The following is a 17184-nucleotide window of genomic DNA, read 5'->3' as shown; positions in this document are numbered from 1 at the left end:
AAATATTCAAATCGCTGTTGACCCTGGCGGTGAATCGGGTAGTATACGCACACGTCAACGGGGCACGGCCTCATCGACTAGCTCTTTAACAATTTGATCAGGTAATTCATGTGGGCGCTTGCTGATGTTGGTGACAAATCATCAAATATCAAGGCAAGCGACTCAAGCAATAGGGTTTTAAAGGATTCGTCCTTTGGGATCTATTTACCACGGTGTGGTTCATGACTGGGGTGAAGTCGTAACAAGGTAGCCGTAGGGGAACCTGCGGCTGGATCACCTCCTTAAACGATGCGTCACAGTCAGTAAGCGTCCACAATGAATTACCTGATCAGATATAGAGCAAACGGTAAAAGCACGATCCCCTCTTGGGTCTGTAGCTCAGTTGGTTAGAGCGCACCCCTGATAAGGGTGAGGTCGGCAGTTCAAGTCTGCCCAGACCCACCAAATTTTATCTATCGCTGCGTTATTTTATAACTCGCATAGTAGGCTATGCGTCGTCATAAAATGCCTTGCGCTAAATAAAATTGGCCAGAGGTGAGTGTGACTAAGAGTGACTAGATGGGGCCATAGCTCAGCTGGGAGAGCGCCTGCCTTGCACGCAGGAGGTCAGCGGTTCGATCCCGCTTGGCTCCACCATTACGTTACTACCCTGTTTAACCTTCAATACCGTTTGTGAATGTTTCGTGACCATTGATAAGTCGCTGTTGTTTTAGTTATCGCACAACGCCTTATCACTGTTCATTGAACAGCTGCTCTTTAACAATGTATATCATGCTGACAAGAACACTTCGTAAGAAGTGGTCTTAAATTGTGATACGTCTCAAGCGTATCCGGCAAAATGAAACGTGATCATTGCGAGTCCAGACTCCTTCGGGTTATAGGGTCAAGCAATGAAGCGCACACGGTGGATGCCTAGGCAGCCAGAGGCNATGAGACGCACACAATTAGCAAGCAACGCTAGAAAGCCTGCTCGTCAGCATGATGTACATTAACAGTTACGCCTGACGACCATAGCACGCGTGAACCACCTGATCCCTTGCCGAACTCAGAAGTGAAACCGCTTAGCGCCGATGGTAGTGTGGGGTCTCCCCATGCGAGAGTAGGTCATCGTCAGGCACTTATTATGAAAAATCCCCCAGGGCTGATGCCTTGGGGGTTTTTTTTTGCGTGGCAGGGTGAAGGGTAAGTCGTGAATCGTGAGTAGAAAAACCTCACAATCACCCTATCACCAGCAGTTTTATAAATCCCTGCGGTGTTGGCAGATGCCACCGGCCCAGGTCTCATAAATAGCGCGATCATCCGCCAGCATCATGAGTGCAAACAGCCGCTCACCAAGCGTGGTGCAATGATTGATTCGTCGAGAGAGTAGCGATGTTGCCTGGGTGTCAATCACCACAAAGTCAGCCTCAAGGGTAGGCGCCAACTGACCGATGTGGCTATCCAGCGAGAGAGCTTTTGCATTACCCATGGTTAAGCCATAAAAGCCCTGCCATGCGGTAAGGGGCTGTCCGCCTAGTTGACCCACTTGATAGGCCGCTTTAAGCGTTCCAAATCCCGATAAATCAGTGCCTGCGCCGATATCGCTGGCAAACGTATATGCCATGCCCGTCTGTTTGGCTGCTTCCCGGTCGAATAACCCGCTACCCAGAAAAAGATTGGAGCTGGGGCAAAAGGCAATATTGGCGCCTCGATCCGCCAAGCGTTTGCGCATGCCGTTATCGAGATGAATTCCATGAGCGAAGGTGCTACGGGGCCCGACTAAGCCTGCCTCCTCATACACGGCCAGGTAGTCGCGGCTGCCTGGAAACAGTTCGGCTACCCAGTCTAACTCGCCACTGTTTTCAGCCAAGTGGGTCTGTAACCAAAGGCTAGGATCATTACGTAAGAGGGCGCCGGCAGCGTCCATTTGCGTCTTAGTTGAAGTCGGCGCAAAGCGCGGTGTGACGCTATAGCCCAGTCGGCCGTTGCCGTGCCAATCCTCAATAAGTCGCTCGCTGTCAGCAATGCCAGATGCACCGTCCATCAGCGCCTCTGGCGCATTACGATCCATCAATACCTTGCCCACCAGCATGCGCAGCTGACGTTTTTGGCAGGCGGTGAAAAATGCATCTACGGAGCCGGGGTGGCTAGAACCGAATACCTGGGCAGTGGTAGTGCCCGCGCGTAGCATCTCATCCAAAAAAGCATTAGACAGCGCTTCAGCGTGGGCATGATTAGCAAAGCGACACTCTTCAGGAAAGGTGTAGTCGTTTAGCCAGTCAAGCAGTTGGCGGCCATAAGAAGCCATGATATCCAGCTGCACATAGTGCACATGGGTATCGATAAACCCCGGCATAATCAGCTTGTCACGATAATCAAGAACGTCAGCCCCTTTGGGTAGCAAAGGTGAGAGTTCGGCGAAATGGCCGACGGCATGAATATGCTGGCCTTTCAACCAGAGCAGTCCGTCGCCGTAATGCTCTAAGCTGCCCGGTTCAGGTGTATTGCCATCGCCAGGGTCACGGGCAAAACTAATCAATTCGGCACGAATGAACGTATCGGTAGAAGAAGTCATATCAACTCGGGGTCGTCGGAGAATCGGTCATTAGCGTTCGCACTGCCTGGGGGGCAAGGCCACGGTTTTCTTGCGAAGAGGGCGTGTCCGTTAGCCAAAGCAGTTCAGCCACCACCGTTAAAGCAATCGCATAGGGCGTTTTATTACTCAGCTTAGTGGCGTGAATGTGGCCGATGGGGCATCGCACCTGCGCAATTTGATCGGCGGAGTAACCATCGCGCTTAAGGCGTCCTTCAAAGCTTGCCCATTTACTGTCAGAACCAATCAGCCCAATCGAGGCGATGTCATCGCGCGCGATCAGCGCTTTGATCAGCGCATAGTCTTCGTCATGGTTGTGCGTCAATACCAGTGCGTGGCTATCAGCAGGTAAGGCGGCAACACTTTGCTGTGCATCTTGGAGTGAATAACAGCTAAGTCGCGGCTGCTGCTGATGCTGGTGGTACTGCTCGGCAAACGCATCGCTTCGGCTATCGTACCAGTGTAATTGCCAGGGAAGCGGCGCACTTAGCTTTACCAGTTGCTGCCCTACGTGCCCTGCACCAAAGATCGCTATGTGCGTTGTAGTGCCTGGAAAGGCTTCCAATAGGATATTAACGAACCCACCACAGCACTGGCCGCTTCGTCCGCCCAAAGAGAAGGCTTCCAAACTGAGGCCATAGCGTTTTTCTGTCAAACAGGCACGTGCAGCGGTAATGGTTTGCCACTCAAAGGTACCCCCGCCTAGCGTATCGAAGATCGCATCGTCGGTGATCACCATGCGTGCGCCAGGCTCCCGGGGAGTGGAGCCTGCGCTGGTTACCTGAGTGGCTAATACATGCGGTATGCCGTCGCGCTGTAAGCGGTGTAGCGCCGCATGCCAGCTTTCTGGGTTTTGACTAGAACTCACAGCACTTTCTTCCTGATAGCGTTGGCTGCCAGCACGACCCGCTCTGGTGTGGCCGGTGTATCTAAGTGAGGAGAGATGGCGTAACCAGTAAGGCTCGATAGCGCATCGCGTAGCGCTGACCACACACTGATACCGAGCATTAAAGGGGGCTCACCGACTGCTTTTGAACGGTAGAGACTGGCCATGGAGTTGGGATGGCCTTCCATTAGCGCGACATTGAAGACGGGCGGTAGGTCGCCAAAGGTAGGGATTTTATAGGTCGCCGGGCCATCGCTGACAAGCACGCCTTTGTCGTTCCACTTAAGCTCTTCACTGGTCAACCAGCCCATTCCTTGAATAAAACCGCCCTCCACCTGACCAATATCAATGGCTGGGTTTAGTGAGTCTCCCACGTCGTGCAAGATATCGACACGATCGACCTGATACTCCCCACTCAAGGTATCCACGCTTACTTCTGCCACTGCCGCGCCAAATGCGTAGTAGTAGAAGGGCCGACCTTGACCAACTGAACGATCATAGTGAATAAGCGGTGTGGCGTAGAAGCCTTTTTCAGATAGTGATATGCGATTGAGGTAGGCTGTTTGCACCAACTCACCCCAAGGTATGCGGCGCTCGCTTTCGCCGAACCCGGCCACTAGCATGCCATCTTCCAGGCGCATCCCTTCGCGATCCAAGCCCTCTGAATAGTGCTCGGCGGCAAAATCAAACAGGCGTTCTCGCAGTTTACTGGCGGCATCCCGCGCGGCCATACCGTTTAAGTCAGCACCGCTAGAGGCAGCGGTAGGGGAGGTATTGGGGACTTTATCGGTTCGCGTAGCGGTAATGCGTACCTTCTCCAGATCCAGGCCCAGCTCCCGAGCCACTACCTGACAAATTTTAGTATGTAGCCCTTGGCCCATCTCGGTACCGCCGTGATTGATCATCACGCTGCCGTCAGTGTAAACATGCAGAAGAGCACCCGCCTGATTAAGGTGCTGGGCGGTAAACGAAATGCCAAATTTAACCGGGGTAAGTGCCAGTCCTTTTTTAATGATAGGGCTGGTGGCGTTGAAGTCACTGACCGCTTTGCGCCGTGTCCAGTAATCGCTGTCGCTTTCGAGGGTTTCAACGAGCGTATGTAGGAGTTGTCGCTGGTCGACCTGCTGGCCGTAATGGGTCACCTCGCGGCCATCGCGGTAGAAGTTGCGCTTACGTACGGTCAGTGGATCTTCGCCAATCTGGCGGGCAATATCATCCATGGCCGCTTCGATAATCATCATCCCTTGGGGGCCACCGAAGCCCCGGAATGCGGTATTAGAGGCGGTATGGGTTTTTGCTCGATGACCGACTACCTGGGCGTCCCCCAGCGAGTAGGCGTTGTCGGCGTGGAACATAGCGCGATCAACGATAGCGTCGGAAAGATCCGGCGAGTAGCCGCAGTCACCGATCACCGTAATCTCACCACCCTGAATAACGCCCTCAGCATCAATGGCGAGTCGATAGCGGTTATGGAAAGGGTGGCGTTTACCCGTGGCGCGCATATCTTCACTGCGCGGTAAGCGGAGTCGCACCGTCTTGCCTGTGCGGTGGGCAATAATCGCGGCTATACACGCCCAGGGGGAGGCCTGAGTCTCTTTGCCACCAAAGCCACCACCCATACGGCGCACTTCTACGGTCACGGCATGAAAAGGAATATCGAGCACCTCCGCCACCAGCTTCTGGGTTTCGCTGGGGTGCTGGTTGGAGGTATGGACGACAACGCCCTCATCCTCGGTGGGGTGAACCACGCAGGCCTGGCCTTCCAGATAGAAGTGCTCTTGGCCACCGACGAATAGCTCACCCTCAATCAGCTGTTCCGCTTGATCAAGCGCCTGCTGCCAATCACCACGGGTCTGCACATGAGTCGGGCGTACAAACTCCTCACGCTCCGTTGCGGCCACCGGATCTAAACTGGCAGGTTGCTCGTCTATGCTAATGGCGGCTAGCTTGACGGCACGACGTGCGGCCTGCAGCGACGTTGCGGCAACGGCGAAGAGGCATTGGCCTGCGTAGCTGATCGCTTGATCGACAAAAATGGGATCGCCCGGAAAGACCGGCCCGATATCGGTATGCCCTGGCACTTCATGAAAGGTAATCACATCGACTACCCCTGGCGCCTCTTTCACCTTGCTGAGATCAAGCTGCGTTAAGGTGCCGTGGGCGACGGGCGATAGGCCAAGCGCCACATGCAGGGCATCTGCGGGGAGTACCAAGTCGTCAATATAAGCGGCCTTGCCGGTGACGTGCTTTTCAGCACTTTCGTGAAAACTTGCGCTTCCCGCCTGTCGCTGGTCATTACTGTCCCCCGTATGACGTGCCAAGGGCCCTGAGCCTTGGATGTGGTCGTGTAGTTCACGGCGAGCACGGCTGCTATCGCCGTCCAGTTTAGTGAGCGTACGCATGGAGCATCACCTCGTGGTCGGGCGCTAAGAGAGAAAGATAGAGACGTTCAAGCAGGTTCTTGGCAGCTTGCCGGCGATAATGCTGACTGCCCCGCACATCACTCATGGGCTGGAAGTCGTCATCAAGTGCCTGCTGAGCGGCGCGAAAAGCTTCCACGCTGATGGTGCACCCTTCCAGCGCAGCTTCGGCAGCTTGTGCGCGCTTGGGAATAGCGGCCATTCCCCCAAAAGCGATGCGTACATCGTGCAAGGTGCCTTGTTCAATGCGGTAGCTAAAGGCACCGAGTAGCGCAGAGATATCATCTTCGCGACGCTTGGATAACTTCCAAACGCGTAATTGACTGTCCTCAACCGGCTGCGGAATGAAAATCCGCGAAACGACTTCATCAGCCGCTAAAGCGGTCTTTTTGTAATCGAGGAAGAAATCCTCCAGCGCTAAGCAACGCTTGCCGTTTGTGCTGGCAAGTTCCACCTGAGCTCCCAAGGCAAGTAGCACGGGTGGCGTATCACCAATAGGTGAGGCATTGGCGATATTGCCACCCAGCGTTCCCCGATTACGAATTTGCTGGGAGCCAAGCCGGTGCAGCAGGTGAGCAAACGCAGGAAAGTGCTTTTCAAATAGCGGTTCGAGCTGGGTATAGGTAACCCCGGCGCCTATCCACCAGCCGGTTTGATGTCCATGGGTAGCCTCTTCAACCGTCAATAGCTCGGCAACCCGGGAAACGTCAATCAACTGATCAAGCGGCGCCAAGCGCTGAGTGATCTCCAACCAAAGATCAGTACCGCCTGCCACCAAGCGCGCCTGGGGAGTTGCGCGACGCAATTGCGTTAGCTCTTCCAAAGACGCTGGCTGAGCAAAAAATGGCGCAGTTCCTGCCGAATCGGCGGTCTGAGTGTCGCTTTCTGACGCTGGCAACGTCGCGTCGAACCACTGAGGGCGCTCATAGGGCGTATCATTCATACGCAGCGCCGCATCGCGGATAGGACGATAGCCGGTGCAGCGGCACAAATTACCGCCCAGAGCGGCTTCTAGGTGTTCAGGTGATAGTTCTTGTAAAAGGGGAGTAGGGCGTTGAGTAAGATCGCTATGCAAGGTGAAAAGTGACATGACGATACCTGGCGTACAAAAACCACACTGACTGCCATGGCATTCGATCATCGCTTCCTGGGCTGGGTGTAGGCGACCTTTTTCCGATAACCCTTCAACGGTGACCAAGTGCCTGCCCTGTAGCTGGTGAGCGGGCGTAATACAGGCGTTAGCGCTGGTAAACTTTTGGCTACCAGCCGTTGACTCGCCAATCGCCACGGTGCAGGCGCCACAGTCACCGGAAGCGCAGCCCTCTTTGGTGCCCGTTAGGGCCAAATGCTCGCGCAGTAGCGTTAAAATACTGGCGTCGGGTGAAACGTTACACCGCTGAGGGGTACCATTGAGCAGGAACGTCATCGTTGCCATGCCGAACTCCACTGTTATTGTATAGACCGGAATGTTTTTGACCGATCGGTCAATATAGGTTGAGCTTGGGACAAAACGCCCTACCATGCAAGTATTTGCTCACTGCACAGGAGTGGGGCAAGCTGGTGTGAAATGCTAACTTTTGGGGCAGCCCAGTCTATCTTTTCACCCAGCTAAGCATTCATGTGTAATTAAACATTCAAGCTAACAATCACTCACGCTATTGGGGAATACTGTTAATGACCGCCGTCTCTGCCACTCATGAAAGCCCTAGCCGGGAAAGAATAGAAACAAGTATTCTGGTGGCCGCTGAGGAGGTGTTCTCTCAGCACGGCTACCGCGGGGCGAGCTTGCAAATGATCGCTGATCGAGTCGGTCTCCCCAAAGCCAATATTTTGTACTACATGGGCAGTAAGCAAGCGCTTTATGTGCGACTGCTTAACCGCATGATGCGCCGCTGGAACGAAGTGCTTGAAGACATTACTCCTGATAGTGATCCCGCGACGGTACTCAGTGACTTTATTCGCACTAAAATGGTGCTGGGGCAGCGCTATCCCGAAGGCTCAAAACTTTTTGCGGCGGAAATTTTAGCCGGTGCTCCCTTCTTAAGTGATTATCTGGGCGGCGAGTTACGCGATTGGGTCTCCTCTCGTGCCGCGATCATTCGCCAGTGGTCAGCCCAGGGAAAAATGGATGCTGTCGATCCGCGCTGGCTTATTTTCCTGATTTGGTCTGCCACCCAGCACTACACTGAATATAGTGCCCAGGTCAGCGGTATTCTAGGCCGCGATGCGTTAACCGAGGATGACCTTGAATCCATCTCCAGCTTTCTTGAGCACGTTATTCTAAAAGGCTGCGGCGTTACTTCACCCGCGCCCAATAATTCTGCACCTAAAAGCAGTGCAGACGCTCACAGTGTGGAAAAGTGACCTTCACATGAGCGCTTTGCCTATTGATCAGTATCTTGATCCGCTTAAAACCATCTTGACTACCCATAATCGGCTGATGCTGATTGCCCAGCCGGGGGCGGGTAAAACCACCCGCGTGCCGCTCTGTTTACTTGAAGAAGAGTGGGTCAAAGGGCAAAAACTACTGTTACTTGAGCCTCGTCGTGTAGCTGCGCGTTTGGCAGCCAGCTTTATGGCCCGGCAATTGGGTGAAGACGTTGGCCAAACGGTGGGGTATCGCATGCGCGGTGATAGCTGTGTGAGCGCGCAAACCCGCTTGGAAGTAGTGACCCAGGGCGTACTCACTCGCATGCTGCAAGATGACCCGCTGTTAGAAGGCGTTGCCGGGATCATTTTTGATGAGTTCCATGAACGCAGTTTAGAAGCTGATGTGGGATTGGCGCTAACGCTGGATGTGCAGACCAGTATTCGCGATGATTTGCGCCTACTGGTGATGTCTGCAACCTTGGATGTCGAAGCGCTCAAGCGGGTGTTGGGCGAGCAAGTACCTGTTATTGAGTGCCATGGGCGTCAGTATCCTGTGGCGACGGCTTATCGTCCTTCCCTGAGTGGTGAGGAGAGCATTAGCCACGCACTTCGGGTGGTTGAGGAAGCGCTATCACTGCCTGGTACTCAAGGCATACTGGTAATCTTGCCCGGAGTCGCCGAAATTAATCGCTTGGTTCAGGCGCTGGAAAAAAAGCTGCCCCATCTGGCGATTCGGCCGCTGCACGGCAGAATGAGTATTGCTGAACAGCAGGCAGCCTTGGCGGCGAATACATCGAAACAGCGCATTATCGTCTCCACCGCCATCACCGAATCGAGCATTACCGTGGATGGTGTGAATGTGGTGATTGACGGTGGCCTGGAGCGGGTGCCACTTTTTCAGCCGCGTACCGGGCTAACCCGTTTAACGACCCGGCGGATCAATCGCGCCAGTGCCGATCAGCGTCGGGGGCGTGCAGGGCGTCAGCGGGAAGGCCGTTGTTTTCGGCTCTGGGCCCAGGAGCAGCCGTTGGCGCCTTATGGTGAGCCTGAAATTCAGCAAGCGGATCTCTCATCACTAGTGCTCGAACTGGCGTGCTGGGGCGTCGCATCACCCCAAGCGCTAAGCTGGGTAACATCGCCGCCGGAGGGTGCCTGGCGCAGTGGCCAATCGCTGCTCGAGCAATTAGGCGTGTTAGATCACGAGCACAGGCTTACCCCTCTAGGTAGCCGCTGTGCCAAGTGGCCAGTTGAACCGAGAATTGCCGTGATGCTAGAGCGGGCTTCAGACTTCAATGCTATGTCTCTAGCCTGTGGGGTAGCGGTGCTCCTTGAAGAGCGCGACAGCAACGAGCGATCCCTGCACGATGCATTAGCACTGCGTCTGCGTCAGCCTAAACGCTTCCCCAGTTGGCAGCGTGAAGCACTTAGGCTGGCTAAACGAGCAGGAGTGGCGCTTAATGACGCCGTGCTAGTGCCGCTTGGGCCACTCTTAGCGCTGGCGTACCCTGAGCGCCTTGGCCAGTCAATTGAGCCGGGTAAGTTTCGGCTTGCCAATGGCAAAACCGCTACGCTGCCGTTAAACGATACGTTGGCGCATCAAGCCTACGTTGTTGCTGTCGCATTAAATAGTGCGGCTGGTGATCAGGCGCGGATCATCTCAGGCGAACCGCTATCACTTGAGTCGCTGCTTTCGCTATATCCTGATATTCGCCAATGGCAGCCACGAGTGGCGTGGTCGCAAGAACAGGGCCGTTTAATCGGTGAAGAGGTACAAGCACACGGCAGCCTCGTCATTGCCAAACGACCTTTAGCACACTTACCCGAGGAGGCGGTGAAAGGGGCGCTATTGAATGCACTACGCCAGCGGCCCGAGCAGTTATTTGGCGATAATTTACAGCAGTTGCGCGGGCGAATGGCGCTACTTCGCAAGTACCAGGGGGACGAGTGGCCCGACTGGTCCGAGCCAACGCTATTAGCCTCATTAGAGAGCTGGCTAGCCCCTTACCTAATCGGTATTAAACGGTTGAGCCAAATTGAGAAATTGCCGCTAGAGCGCTATTTGCTCAATTCACTGAGCTGGGAAGCACAACGTGAATTTGCGCAGTTAGTCCCATTAGCGCTTGAGGTTCCTAGCGGCAAGCAGGTTGGCTTAGACTACCTGCCGTGTCTCTCCCAGCGGCCGCCTGTGTTAGCGTTGAAACTGCAAGAGGCCTTTGGCTGGCGGGTAACGCCCACCGTTGTCGATGGTGCCGTTGCCGTAATGATTCACCTGCTTTCTCCCGCGCGTCGGCCGTTGCAAGTCACCCAGGACTTGGTTAGCTTTTGGCAGAAGGGTTATCCTGAAGTACGCAAAGAGATGCGCGGTCGCTATCCAAAGCATCCCTGGCCTGAAGACCCACTGACAGCACCCGCCACTGCGCATACCAAGCGAAAGGCGTGACCGGTTTCGCTGCTTCGACTCCGATAATTACTCGCTGCGCTTTTCCGGGATTTCATCGGGAATGCGATAGCGCACGCCATCTACGCGTTCTTCCTCATAGCGTTGATTCTCTTCTTCAGGCACTACGCCGATGACGGTTTCCTTAGACCCATCCGGCCAAGTGTAAGTCGTGCAGCCTGCCAGCAGCAGTGGAATGATCAAAAACAGTGTGATGGGTAAGGCGAGGTGGCGCTTGAGCATAAGGCACTCCATTGGGTGGCGCTGATCCTGAGAATTGGCTGAGTATCTCACATTGAGAAACTATAAGTGGTCATTTACGTGGCTGTAAATGCTTATGTAGGTCTATGATAATAGTGGCTAACCCTTCAGCCTTAGACTGATACGAGAGCCAAAGAAAACCGGAGGTGGTATGTGGTCTGTAGTCAAGTCAGTGTTAGCAGCCCTACTAGGCGTTCAAAGTAATCAAAAGCGGGAAGAGGACTTTAGCAGTGGCAGGCCCGCAGCCTACCTCGTTACGGGGGTGGTGATCACGCTACTGTTCGTTTTGATGCTTGTTTTTTTGGCCATGTTTGCGGCCCGCTGAAAAGCGTTGATAGCGTTAAATAAGCAAAGCGTGACGAATCGCACATATTTTCTATACTGCTAATATCTAATTTCATCCTACCCTAATCTAACGATAAGAAATAACAACAATAAAACTGGAGGTCTCTATGCGTTCACGGTGGTGGCTAATGGCCGTATCCCTTGCTGCAAGTGGATCGCAGGCTCAAACGAACGGTTGGAACATGCCTGTCGGCGTTACCGATGTGAGTAGCGATATTTACGGCCTGCACATGACCATATTCTGGATATGTGTCGTGATTGGATTGGTGGTATTTGGGGCAATGTTCTACTCCCTGTTTCGCTATCGCCATTCCAAAGGTGCAAAGGCCGCCCACTTTCATGAGCACACTAGTGTGGAAGTGTTATGGACAGCTATCCCTATCTTGATCCTGGTAGGTATGGCGGTGCCCGCCACCGCAACTTTAAAAAACATGTATGACTCATCAGACGCCGAGTTGGATGTAATGATTACCGGCCAGCAGTGGCGTTGGCGCTATGAATACCTGGGGGAAGATGTGGCATTCACCTCCAATATGAGTACGCCGAGAACGCAAATCAGCGGAGAAGAAACTCGCGGAGAGCACTACCTATTAGAGGTTGATGAGCCGCTGGTGCTGCCGATAAATCGTAAAGTGCGCTTTCTAATGACCTCAGATGACGTTATTCACTCTTGGTGGGTGCCGGATTTAGCGGTTAAGCAGGATACGATTCCCGGCTTTATCAATGAGAATTGGGTGAAGATCAACGAGCCGGGTATTTACCGCGGGCAGTGCGCTGAGCTGTGCGGTATCGACCACGGCTTTATGCCTGTGGTGGTGCACGCTGTGGAGGAGGAGGAGTTTGATGGCTGGCTAGCTGAGCGCAAAGAGGCTGCTGAGCAGGAAGCCATGGGGGTTGACCGTGAATGGGCAATGGATGAGCTAGTTGAGCGCGGCGAATCAGTGTATCAATCGATCTGCTCCTCTTGTCATCAGGCCGAAGGCCAAGGTTCTCCACCCGCCTTTCCCGCGTTGGCAAATAACGAACAGCTCATCAATGATGTGGATTGGCATCTAGATAGGGTCGTCAACGGTGTATCGGGTGCTGCTATGCCTGCTTTCCGTAGCACCTTAAACCCTGTTGAGATAGCGGCTGTGGTCACCTATACGCGTAACGCCTGGGGTAATGATACGGGTGATGTCGTGCAGCCCTCTGCAGTAGCTGAGTTAATTGCCCAGTGATGTTGGTTTGCCACTCAATTAGACAACAATATTTCGGAGAGACACATGGCGCCCAAACTACCTCCTCAGCCACCGCTGCAACATAGCACCACGGCCGTCGCCGATGGGCAGTCCCATGGTCATGCTGCGCCGCCGAAAGGCATTTTTCGCTGGCTACTGACCACCAATCATAAAGAGATTGGCTCCCTTTATTTGATTTTTTCGCTGACGATGTTTTTCATCGGGGGGATATTCGCCCTCGTGGTTAGGGCGGAACTTTTCCAGCCCGGCCTGCAGCTGGTCGAGCCTGAATTTTTCAACCAGATGACCACCATGCATGGCTTGATCATGGTGTTTGGTGCGGTAATGCCTGCTTTTACCGGTTTAGCCAACTGGATGATACCGCTACAGATTGGCGCGCCAGATATGGCGTTACCTCGGTTGAATAACTTCAGTTTTTGGCTTCTTCCTGTTTCATTCACACTGCTACTTTCAACGCTACTAATGCCCGGCGGCGGCCCTAATTTTGGTTGGACGTTTTATGCACCGCTGTCGACGAATTTTGCTCCACCTTCGACAACTTTCTTTATTCTTGCGCTACATATTGCCGGTATTAGTTCTATTCTCGGTGCCATCAACATCATCGCGACCATTTTAAATATGCGTGCGCCGGGTATGCGTTTAATGGATATGCCGCTATTCGTATGGACATGGCTGATTACCGCTTTCCTATTAATTGCGGTAATGCCGGTGCTAGCGGGTGTCATCACGATGATGTTGATGGATATCAACTTTGGCACCAGCTTCTTTGATGCGGCAGGTGGTGGGGATCCGGTGTTGTTCCAGCATCTATTCTGGTTCTTTGGGCATCCCGAAGTATACATTATGATTCTGCCAGCTTTTGGTATTGTCTCAGCGATTATCCCCACCTTCGCGCGTAAGCCTTTGTTTGGTTACGCATCAATGGTGTACGCCACTGCGGCCATTGCACTGCTGTCATTTTTAGTCTGGGCTCACCATATGTTTATAGTGGGTCTACCTTTGGTGGCAGAGTTGTTCTTTATGTATTCCACCATGCTGATCGCCGTGCCAACCGGCGTGAAGGTATTTAACTGGGTAACCACACTGTTTCGCGGCTCGATTAGTTTTGAATCGCCGATGCTGTTTGCTCTGGCTTTCGTGGTGCTGTTTACCATTGGTGGTTTTTCAGGGCTTATGCTGGCGATTGCACCGGCGGATTTTCAGTATCACGATACCTACTTCGTCGTTGCCCACTTTCACTATGTGCTAGTCCCGGGGGCAATCTTTGCGATTATGGCGGGGGTCTATTACTGGCTGCCTAAATGGACCGGGCATTACCCCAATGAGAAGCTGGCCCAGTGGCACTTCTGGTTCTCGATTATTGGTGTCAATCTAACCTTCTTCCCCATGCACTTCGCAGGCTTGGCGGGAATGCCGCGGCGGATCCCTGACTACGCCCTTCAGTTTGCGGACTTTAATTTACTCTCAAGCATCGGTGCCTTCTTCTTTGGCGCATCTCAACTGCTCTTTGTATTGGGCGTCATACTGTGCGTGCGCGGTGGCAAAAAAGCGCCAGCAAAAGCCTGGGAGGGGGCCGAGGATTTAGAATGGACGGTGCCTAGTCCAGCACCACTGCATACGTTTGAAACGCCGCCAGTGTTTCATCGTACGTCCCACTAGCAATGACATAAAGCACATGGGTCACTGGCCTAAGAGGTGTTATGGATAGCCAAGAGCAGGCAAAGGTAGGTGTGCGCCGCACGGTTATTAGAACAATCGCCGTATTGATAGGCATGTTTGGCTTTGCCTTTGCACTAGTGCCGCTTTATGACGTTTTTTGTAGCATTACTGGTATTAACGGCAAGGTGGACGCCACTGCGAAGAGCGTCGTGCACGAAGAAGTCGATGAGTCGCGCTATATAAATGTGCAATTTATCACGCGTGGTAGCCCGGGCCTGCCGTGGCAAATGAGCGTTGAAATGCGCCAGATGAGTGTGCACCCCGGGCAAATGGCGGAAGTCGATTTTACCTTCACCAATAATAGCAGTAGCGAAAGCTGGGGGAGAGCAGTGCCCAGTGTGTCTCCCTCTACTGCCACGACGCATCTACGTAAAATCAGCTGTTTCTGCTTTCAGGAGCAGCAGTTGCAGGGTAATGAGCGGTTAACCATACCGCTGGTATTCCAGCTAGCGCGTGATCTGCCCGACGATATTAATACTATTACACTGGTGTATACCCTCTACCCGATAGAGCATGTGATTCAAAATGCTGCATTGGATAATACGCTTAAGAGCAGCGCTAACAACGAGCTTGTAAACGACCCTATAAACAATCTCAGTAACACGCCTAAAAACAATAAAGCGGCGGGAGAAGCGATATGAGCAGTGGTAGCTATTATGTTCCGGCGAGTAGCCGATGGCCTGTTCTCGGCTCGGTTGCCCTAGGCGCCATGATGGTCGGCACGGGCATTAAACTCGTTTATGACACCGGGTTACCGCTGGTGTTAATCGGTGTGGTAGGCATTCTTGCGGTGATGGGGCTCTGGTTCCGTGACGTCATTAGTGAGTCTCGGGGAGGGCTTTATGATGAGCAGATGGATCGCTCATTTCGTTGGGGGATGGGCTGGTTCATTTTTTCGGAAGTAATGTTTTTTGCCGCCTTTTTTGGCGCGCTGTTTTACGTACGCATGTTTGCTATTCCATGGTTAGGGGGAGAGGGGGCAAAAGGTGTTTCCGCATTACTATGGCCTGACTTTGTCGCCACTTGGCCGTTGTTGAATCCACCGGACTCATCCATTGCCGGCCCTGAACAAGTCTTTAGCCCGTGGCAACTGCCTCTCGTCAACACGCTGATTTTGATAACTTCCAGCATCACGCTCACCGTTGCTCATGAAGCTTTAAAAGTGGGTGACCGGAAGACTTGCCGCAACTGGCTAACGGGAACGGTGCTATTGGGTTGCTGCTTTATCATGATCCAGGGTGTCGAATACTACGAGGCCTACGCCCATTATGGCATTACCTTGGAAGCCGGAATTTTCGGGGCAACATTCTTTATTTTGACCGGCTTTCATGGTGTGCACGTGATTATCGGCACGCTGATTTTAGCCACCATGCTGGTACGCATTATCAAGGGCCACTTTGGCGACGAAAACCATTTTGGTTTTGAAGCCTCTTGCTGGTACTGGCACTTTGTTGATGTGGTGTGGGTTGGGCTGTTTATTTTTGTCTACGTCTTATAACCGCATTAGCCTAACTGGCCCGACCAATAGCCGAAAATAATGAGGGCCATGAGCAGACAGGCTAATCCAATTCTCCATTTGAGAGAGAGTAGCAGGCGGCGGGAAGAGACGTTATCTCTAATCAGGAAAATGGCGCCTACGGCCAAGCTGATAACCATCGCAATAAACACGGCGGCAATGAGTAGTTGTAACCACATGATGAATCCCTCTCGGCAATGGCGTTTTTATAGTTGGTATCTGTTTTGGAGTTTGCTGGTGGCGTTAGGTATTAGTTTAGGACTATGGCAGTGGGAACGGGCAGATGACAAGCGGTTGGCCATCGCCGTTCGCGATGCAGCCCCTACCTTAGTGCAGCCTACCGAGCAGCCAGCGCAAGGCGCCCAGGTAACGTTGCGTGGGCAGTATTTGGCGGAGCAAACGCTCTATTTGGATAATCGCGTTGTAGACGGAAGAGTGGGGGTGGCCGTACTAACCCCGCTGCGTGATAGTTTCGGGCAGCTTTGGCTGGTACAGCGTGGCTTTTTAGCCACCGGGCCGCGTCGCGAAACGCCGCAGACAACCACACCCAGCGGTACGGTCGAAGTGATTGGCGAGTGGCAGGAGGTACAGTCTGGCGGGCCGCTATATGGGGAAAATAGAGAAGGGGCAAGGCTGCAGCAGCTTAGCCTTGAACCCTGGCACGCTTCGCTAGGCGCGTTTAGTTACCCAGGCTGGTTGCACGCCAGCGAAGGCGATGGGGTCTTAATCCCATGGTGGGAAGCCAATGTGATGCCGCCCAGTCGGCATATGGGCTATGCCTTTCAATGGTGGGGGCTGGCACTGGCGGCCTTGATGGTGATGTTTATTGGCGGATATAAACTGCGTCGCGATGGCGCTGATAAAAAAGCTTTAGTTAATAAAAATAAACAGAGGTGAAAAGTATGCAGGACGCCAGACATATTCGCCGTCAGCGGCTCAAGTTAATCCTTATTTTTGTCGTTTTTGCGGCGCCCATGGTCGCTGCTTGGGGAATGGTCGAGTTACGCATCGGTATTCCCGATCGCCATACTGCTCACGGCAATGTGGAGCTGGAATTGCCCATGCTTGACGAGTGGCCTTTAACAATAGCTGCGGTCAATAGCCAAGAGGAGTGGGTCTTGGCCTTTGACTGCTCTCAGCAGTGTGAGCAGCGTAAGGATGAGTTTTGGCGTTTACACCGTGCTTTAGGGCGCGAAGCGCCGAGGTTAACTCGCTTACGGATTGGTGGGGATCCCGAATCGCTGCCAGGAGAAATGACCAGCGAATGGCAGCACTTACCTCCGTGGCGTCAAGCCAACTCGGCTTGGCTGCTTGATCCAATGGGGCGACCAGCACTGGCCTTTGAGGCCAACGTAGCCACTGAGGATGTGCTCGAGGATATCCAGCATCTACTTAAAGTGAATCCTCAATAAAGTGC

The 17184-nt window shown here is 53.3% G+C and carries 15 protein-coding genes, 2 tRNA genes and 1 rRNA gene; 12 read left to right on the top strand and 6 right to left on the bottom strand.

Features of this window, described 5'->3' with window-relative positions:
• The first annotated feature begins 367 nt into the window (after positions 1-367).
• From YERSI8AC_RS12790 to rrf, 3 genes are all read left to right on the top strand, one after another.
• A tRNA-Ile gene (locus YERSI8AC_RS12790) sits at positions 368-444 on the top strand.
• Between the two features lie 116 nt (positions 445-560).
• A tRNA-Ala gene (locus YERSI8AC_RS12785) sits at positions 561-636 on the top strand.
• Positions 637-1000: 364 nt separating this feature from the next.
• A 5S ribosomal RNA gene (rrf, locus tag YERSI8AC_RS12780) occupies positions 1001-1116 on the top strand.
• 121 nt (positions 1117-1237) lie between these two features.
• Here rrf and guaD read toward each other — a convergent pair.
• Genes guaD through xdhA form a run of 4 tightly spaced genes read right to left on the bottom strand, consistent with a single transcriptional unit; the run spans position 1238 to position 7313 of the window.
• A complete protein-coding gene (gene guaD, locus YERSI8AC_RS12775) occupies positions 1238-2554 on the bottom strand; it encodes a guanine deaminase (RefSeq protein ID WP_022523281.1) in 1317 nt (438 codons plus the stop codon).
• A 1-nt stretch (position 2555) separates the two neighbouring features.
• Positions 2556-3440: a xanthine dehydrogenase accessory protein XdhC gene (xdhC, locus tag YERSI8AC_RS12770; RefSeq protein ID WP_022523282.1), complete on the bottom strand. Its 885-nt coding sequence runs from the start codon at positions 3438-3440 to the stop codon at positions 2556-2558.
• On the bottom strand, positions 3437-5860 hold the full coding sequence (gene xdhB, locus YERSI8AC_RS12765; protein WP_022523283.1) for a xanthine dehydrogenase molybdopterin binding subunit: 2424 nt from the start codon (positions 5858-5860) through the stop codon (positions 3437-3439). Before xdhB ends, xdhC begins: the two co-directional genes overlap by 4 nt.
• Positions 5844-7313: a xanthine dehydrogenase small subunit gene (gene xdhA, locus YERSI8AC_RS12760; protein WP_159176839.1), complete on the bottom strand. Its 1470-nt coding sequence runs from the start codon at positions 7311-7313 to the stop codon at positions 5844-5846. The genes xdhB and xdhA overlap by 17 nt, the downstream gene beginning before the upstream one ends.
• Positions 7314-7552: 239 nt before the next feature.
• Here xdhA and YERSI8AC_RS12755 point away from each other — a divergent pair, with 239 nt between their 5' ends.
• Positions 7553-8242, top strand: coding sequence for a TetR family transcriptional regulator C-terminal domain-containing protein (locus YERSI8AC_RS12755; protein ID WP_022523285.1), 690 nt, complete (start codon positions 7553-7555; stop codon positions 8240-8242).
• Positions 8243-8249: 7 nt separating this feature from the next.
• Positions 8250-10688, top strand: coding sequence for an ATP-dependent helicase HrpB (gene hrpB, locus YERSI8AC_RS12750; RefSeq protein ID WP_159176838.1), 2439 nt, complete (start codon positions 8250-8252; stop codon positions 10686-10688).
• A gap of 27 nt (positions 10689-10715) precedes the next feature.
• Here hrpB and YERSI8AC_RS12745 read toward each other — a convergent pair whose 3' ends face one another.
• Positions 10716-10928: a hypothetical protein gene (locus YERSI8AC_RS12745; protein WP_022523287.1), complete on the bottom strand. Its 213-nt coding sequence runs from the start codon at positions 10926-10928 to the stop codon at positions 10716-10718.
• Positions 10929-11097: 169 nt separating this feature from the next.
• Between YERSI8AC_RS12745 and YERSI8AC_RS12740 the strand changes: the two genes are divergently transcribed.
• The 5 genes from YERSI8AC_RS12740 to YERSI8AC_RS12720 all read left to right on the top strand — a co-directional run bounded on the left by YERSI8AC_RS12740 (position 11098) and on the right by YERSI8AC_RS12720 (position 15749).
• Positions 11098-11271: a DUF2970 domain-containing protein gene (locus YERSI8AC_RS12740; protein ID WP_081742603.1), complete on the top strand. Its 174-nt coding sequence runs from the start codon at positions 11098-11100 to the stop codon at positions 11269-11271.
• A gap of 127 nt (positions 11272-11398) precedes the next feature.
• Entirely contained in the window at positions 11399-12511 is a 1113-nt protein-coding gene (gene coxB, locus YERSI8AC_RS12735; protein ID WP_009287787.1) for a cytochrome c oxidase subunit II, read from the top strand.
• A gap of 45 nt (positions 12512-12556) precedes the next feature.
• Positions 12557-14191 (top strand): cytochrome c oxidase subunit I, encoded by a 1635-nt coding sequence (ctaD, locus tag YERSI8AC_RS12730; protein ID WP_009287788.1) that lies wholly within the window; start codon positions 12557-12559, stop codon positions 14189-14191.
• 41 nt (positions 14192-14232) lie between these two features.
• Positions 14233-14892, top strand: a complete 660-nt coding sequence (locus YERSI8AC_RS12725; RefSeq protein WP_022523290.1) for a cytochrome c oxidase assembly protein — start codon at positions 14233-14235, stop codon at positions 14890-14892.
• On the top strand, positions 14889-15749 hold the full coding sequence (locus YERSI8AC_RS12720; protein WP_022523291.1) for a cytochrome c oxidase subunit 3: 861 nt from the start codon (positions 14889-14891) through the stop codon (positions 15747-15749). Before YERSI8AC_RS12725 ends, YERSI8AC_RS12720 begins: the two co-directional genes overlap by 4 nt.
• Before the next feature lie 5 nt (positions 15750-15754).
• Here the strand turns inward: YERSI8AC_RS12720 and YERSI8AC_RS12715 are convergent, their stop codons facing one another.
• On the bottom strand, positions 15755-15946 hold the full coding sequence (locus YERSI8AC_RS12715; RefSeq protein WP_022523292.1) for a DUF2909 family protein: 192 nt from the start codon (positions 15944-15946) through the stop codon (positions 15755-15757).
• On the opposite strand from YERSI8AC_RS12715, the gene YERSI8AC_RS12710 reads away from it, so the two are divergent.
• Both YERSI8AC_RS12710 and YERSI8AC_RS12705 read left to right on the top strand, forming a co-directional pair.
• The gene (locus YERSI8AC_RS12710; protein ID WP_041159466.1) at positions 15945-16664 is read left to right on the top strand and encodes an SURF1 family protein; all 720 of its coding nucleotides are present in this window, start codon (positions 15945-15947) and stop codon (positions 16662-16664) included. The genes YERSI8AC_RS12715 and YERSI8AC_RS12710 overlap by 2 nt on opposite strands.
• A gap of 5 nt (positions 16665-16669) precedes the next feature.
• Complete coding sequence (locus YERSI8AC_RS12705; protein ID WP_027959588.1) at positions 16670-17179, top strand: hypothetical protein; 510 nt, start codon at positions 16670-16672, stop codon at positions 17177-17179.
• Positions 17180-17184: the final 5 nt, after the last annotated feature.

Origin of the sequence: Halomonas sp. 113 (assembly GCF_904067645.1) — a bacterium.
In the GTDB taxonomy this organism is placed as follows: domain Bacteria; phylum Pseudomonadota; class Gammaproteobacteria; order Pseudomonadales; family Halomonadaceae; genus Vreelandella; species Vreelandella titanicae.
This window is presented reverse-complemented; position numbering and strand designations above follow the sequence as displayed.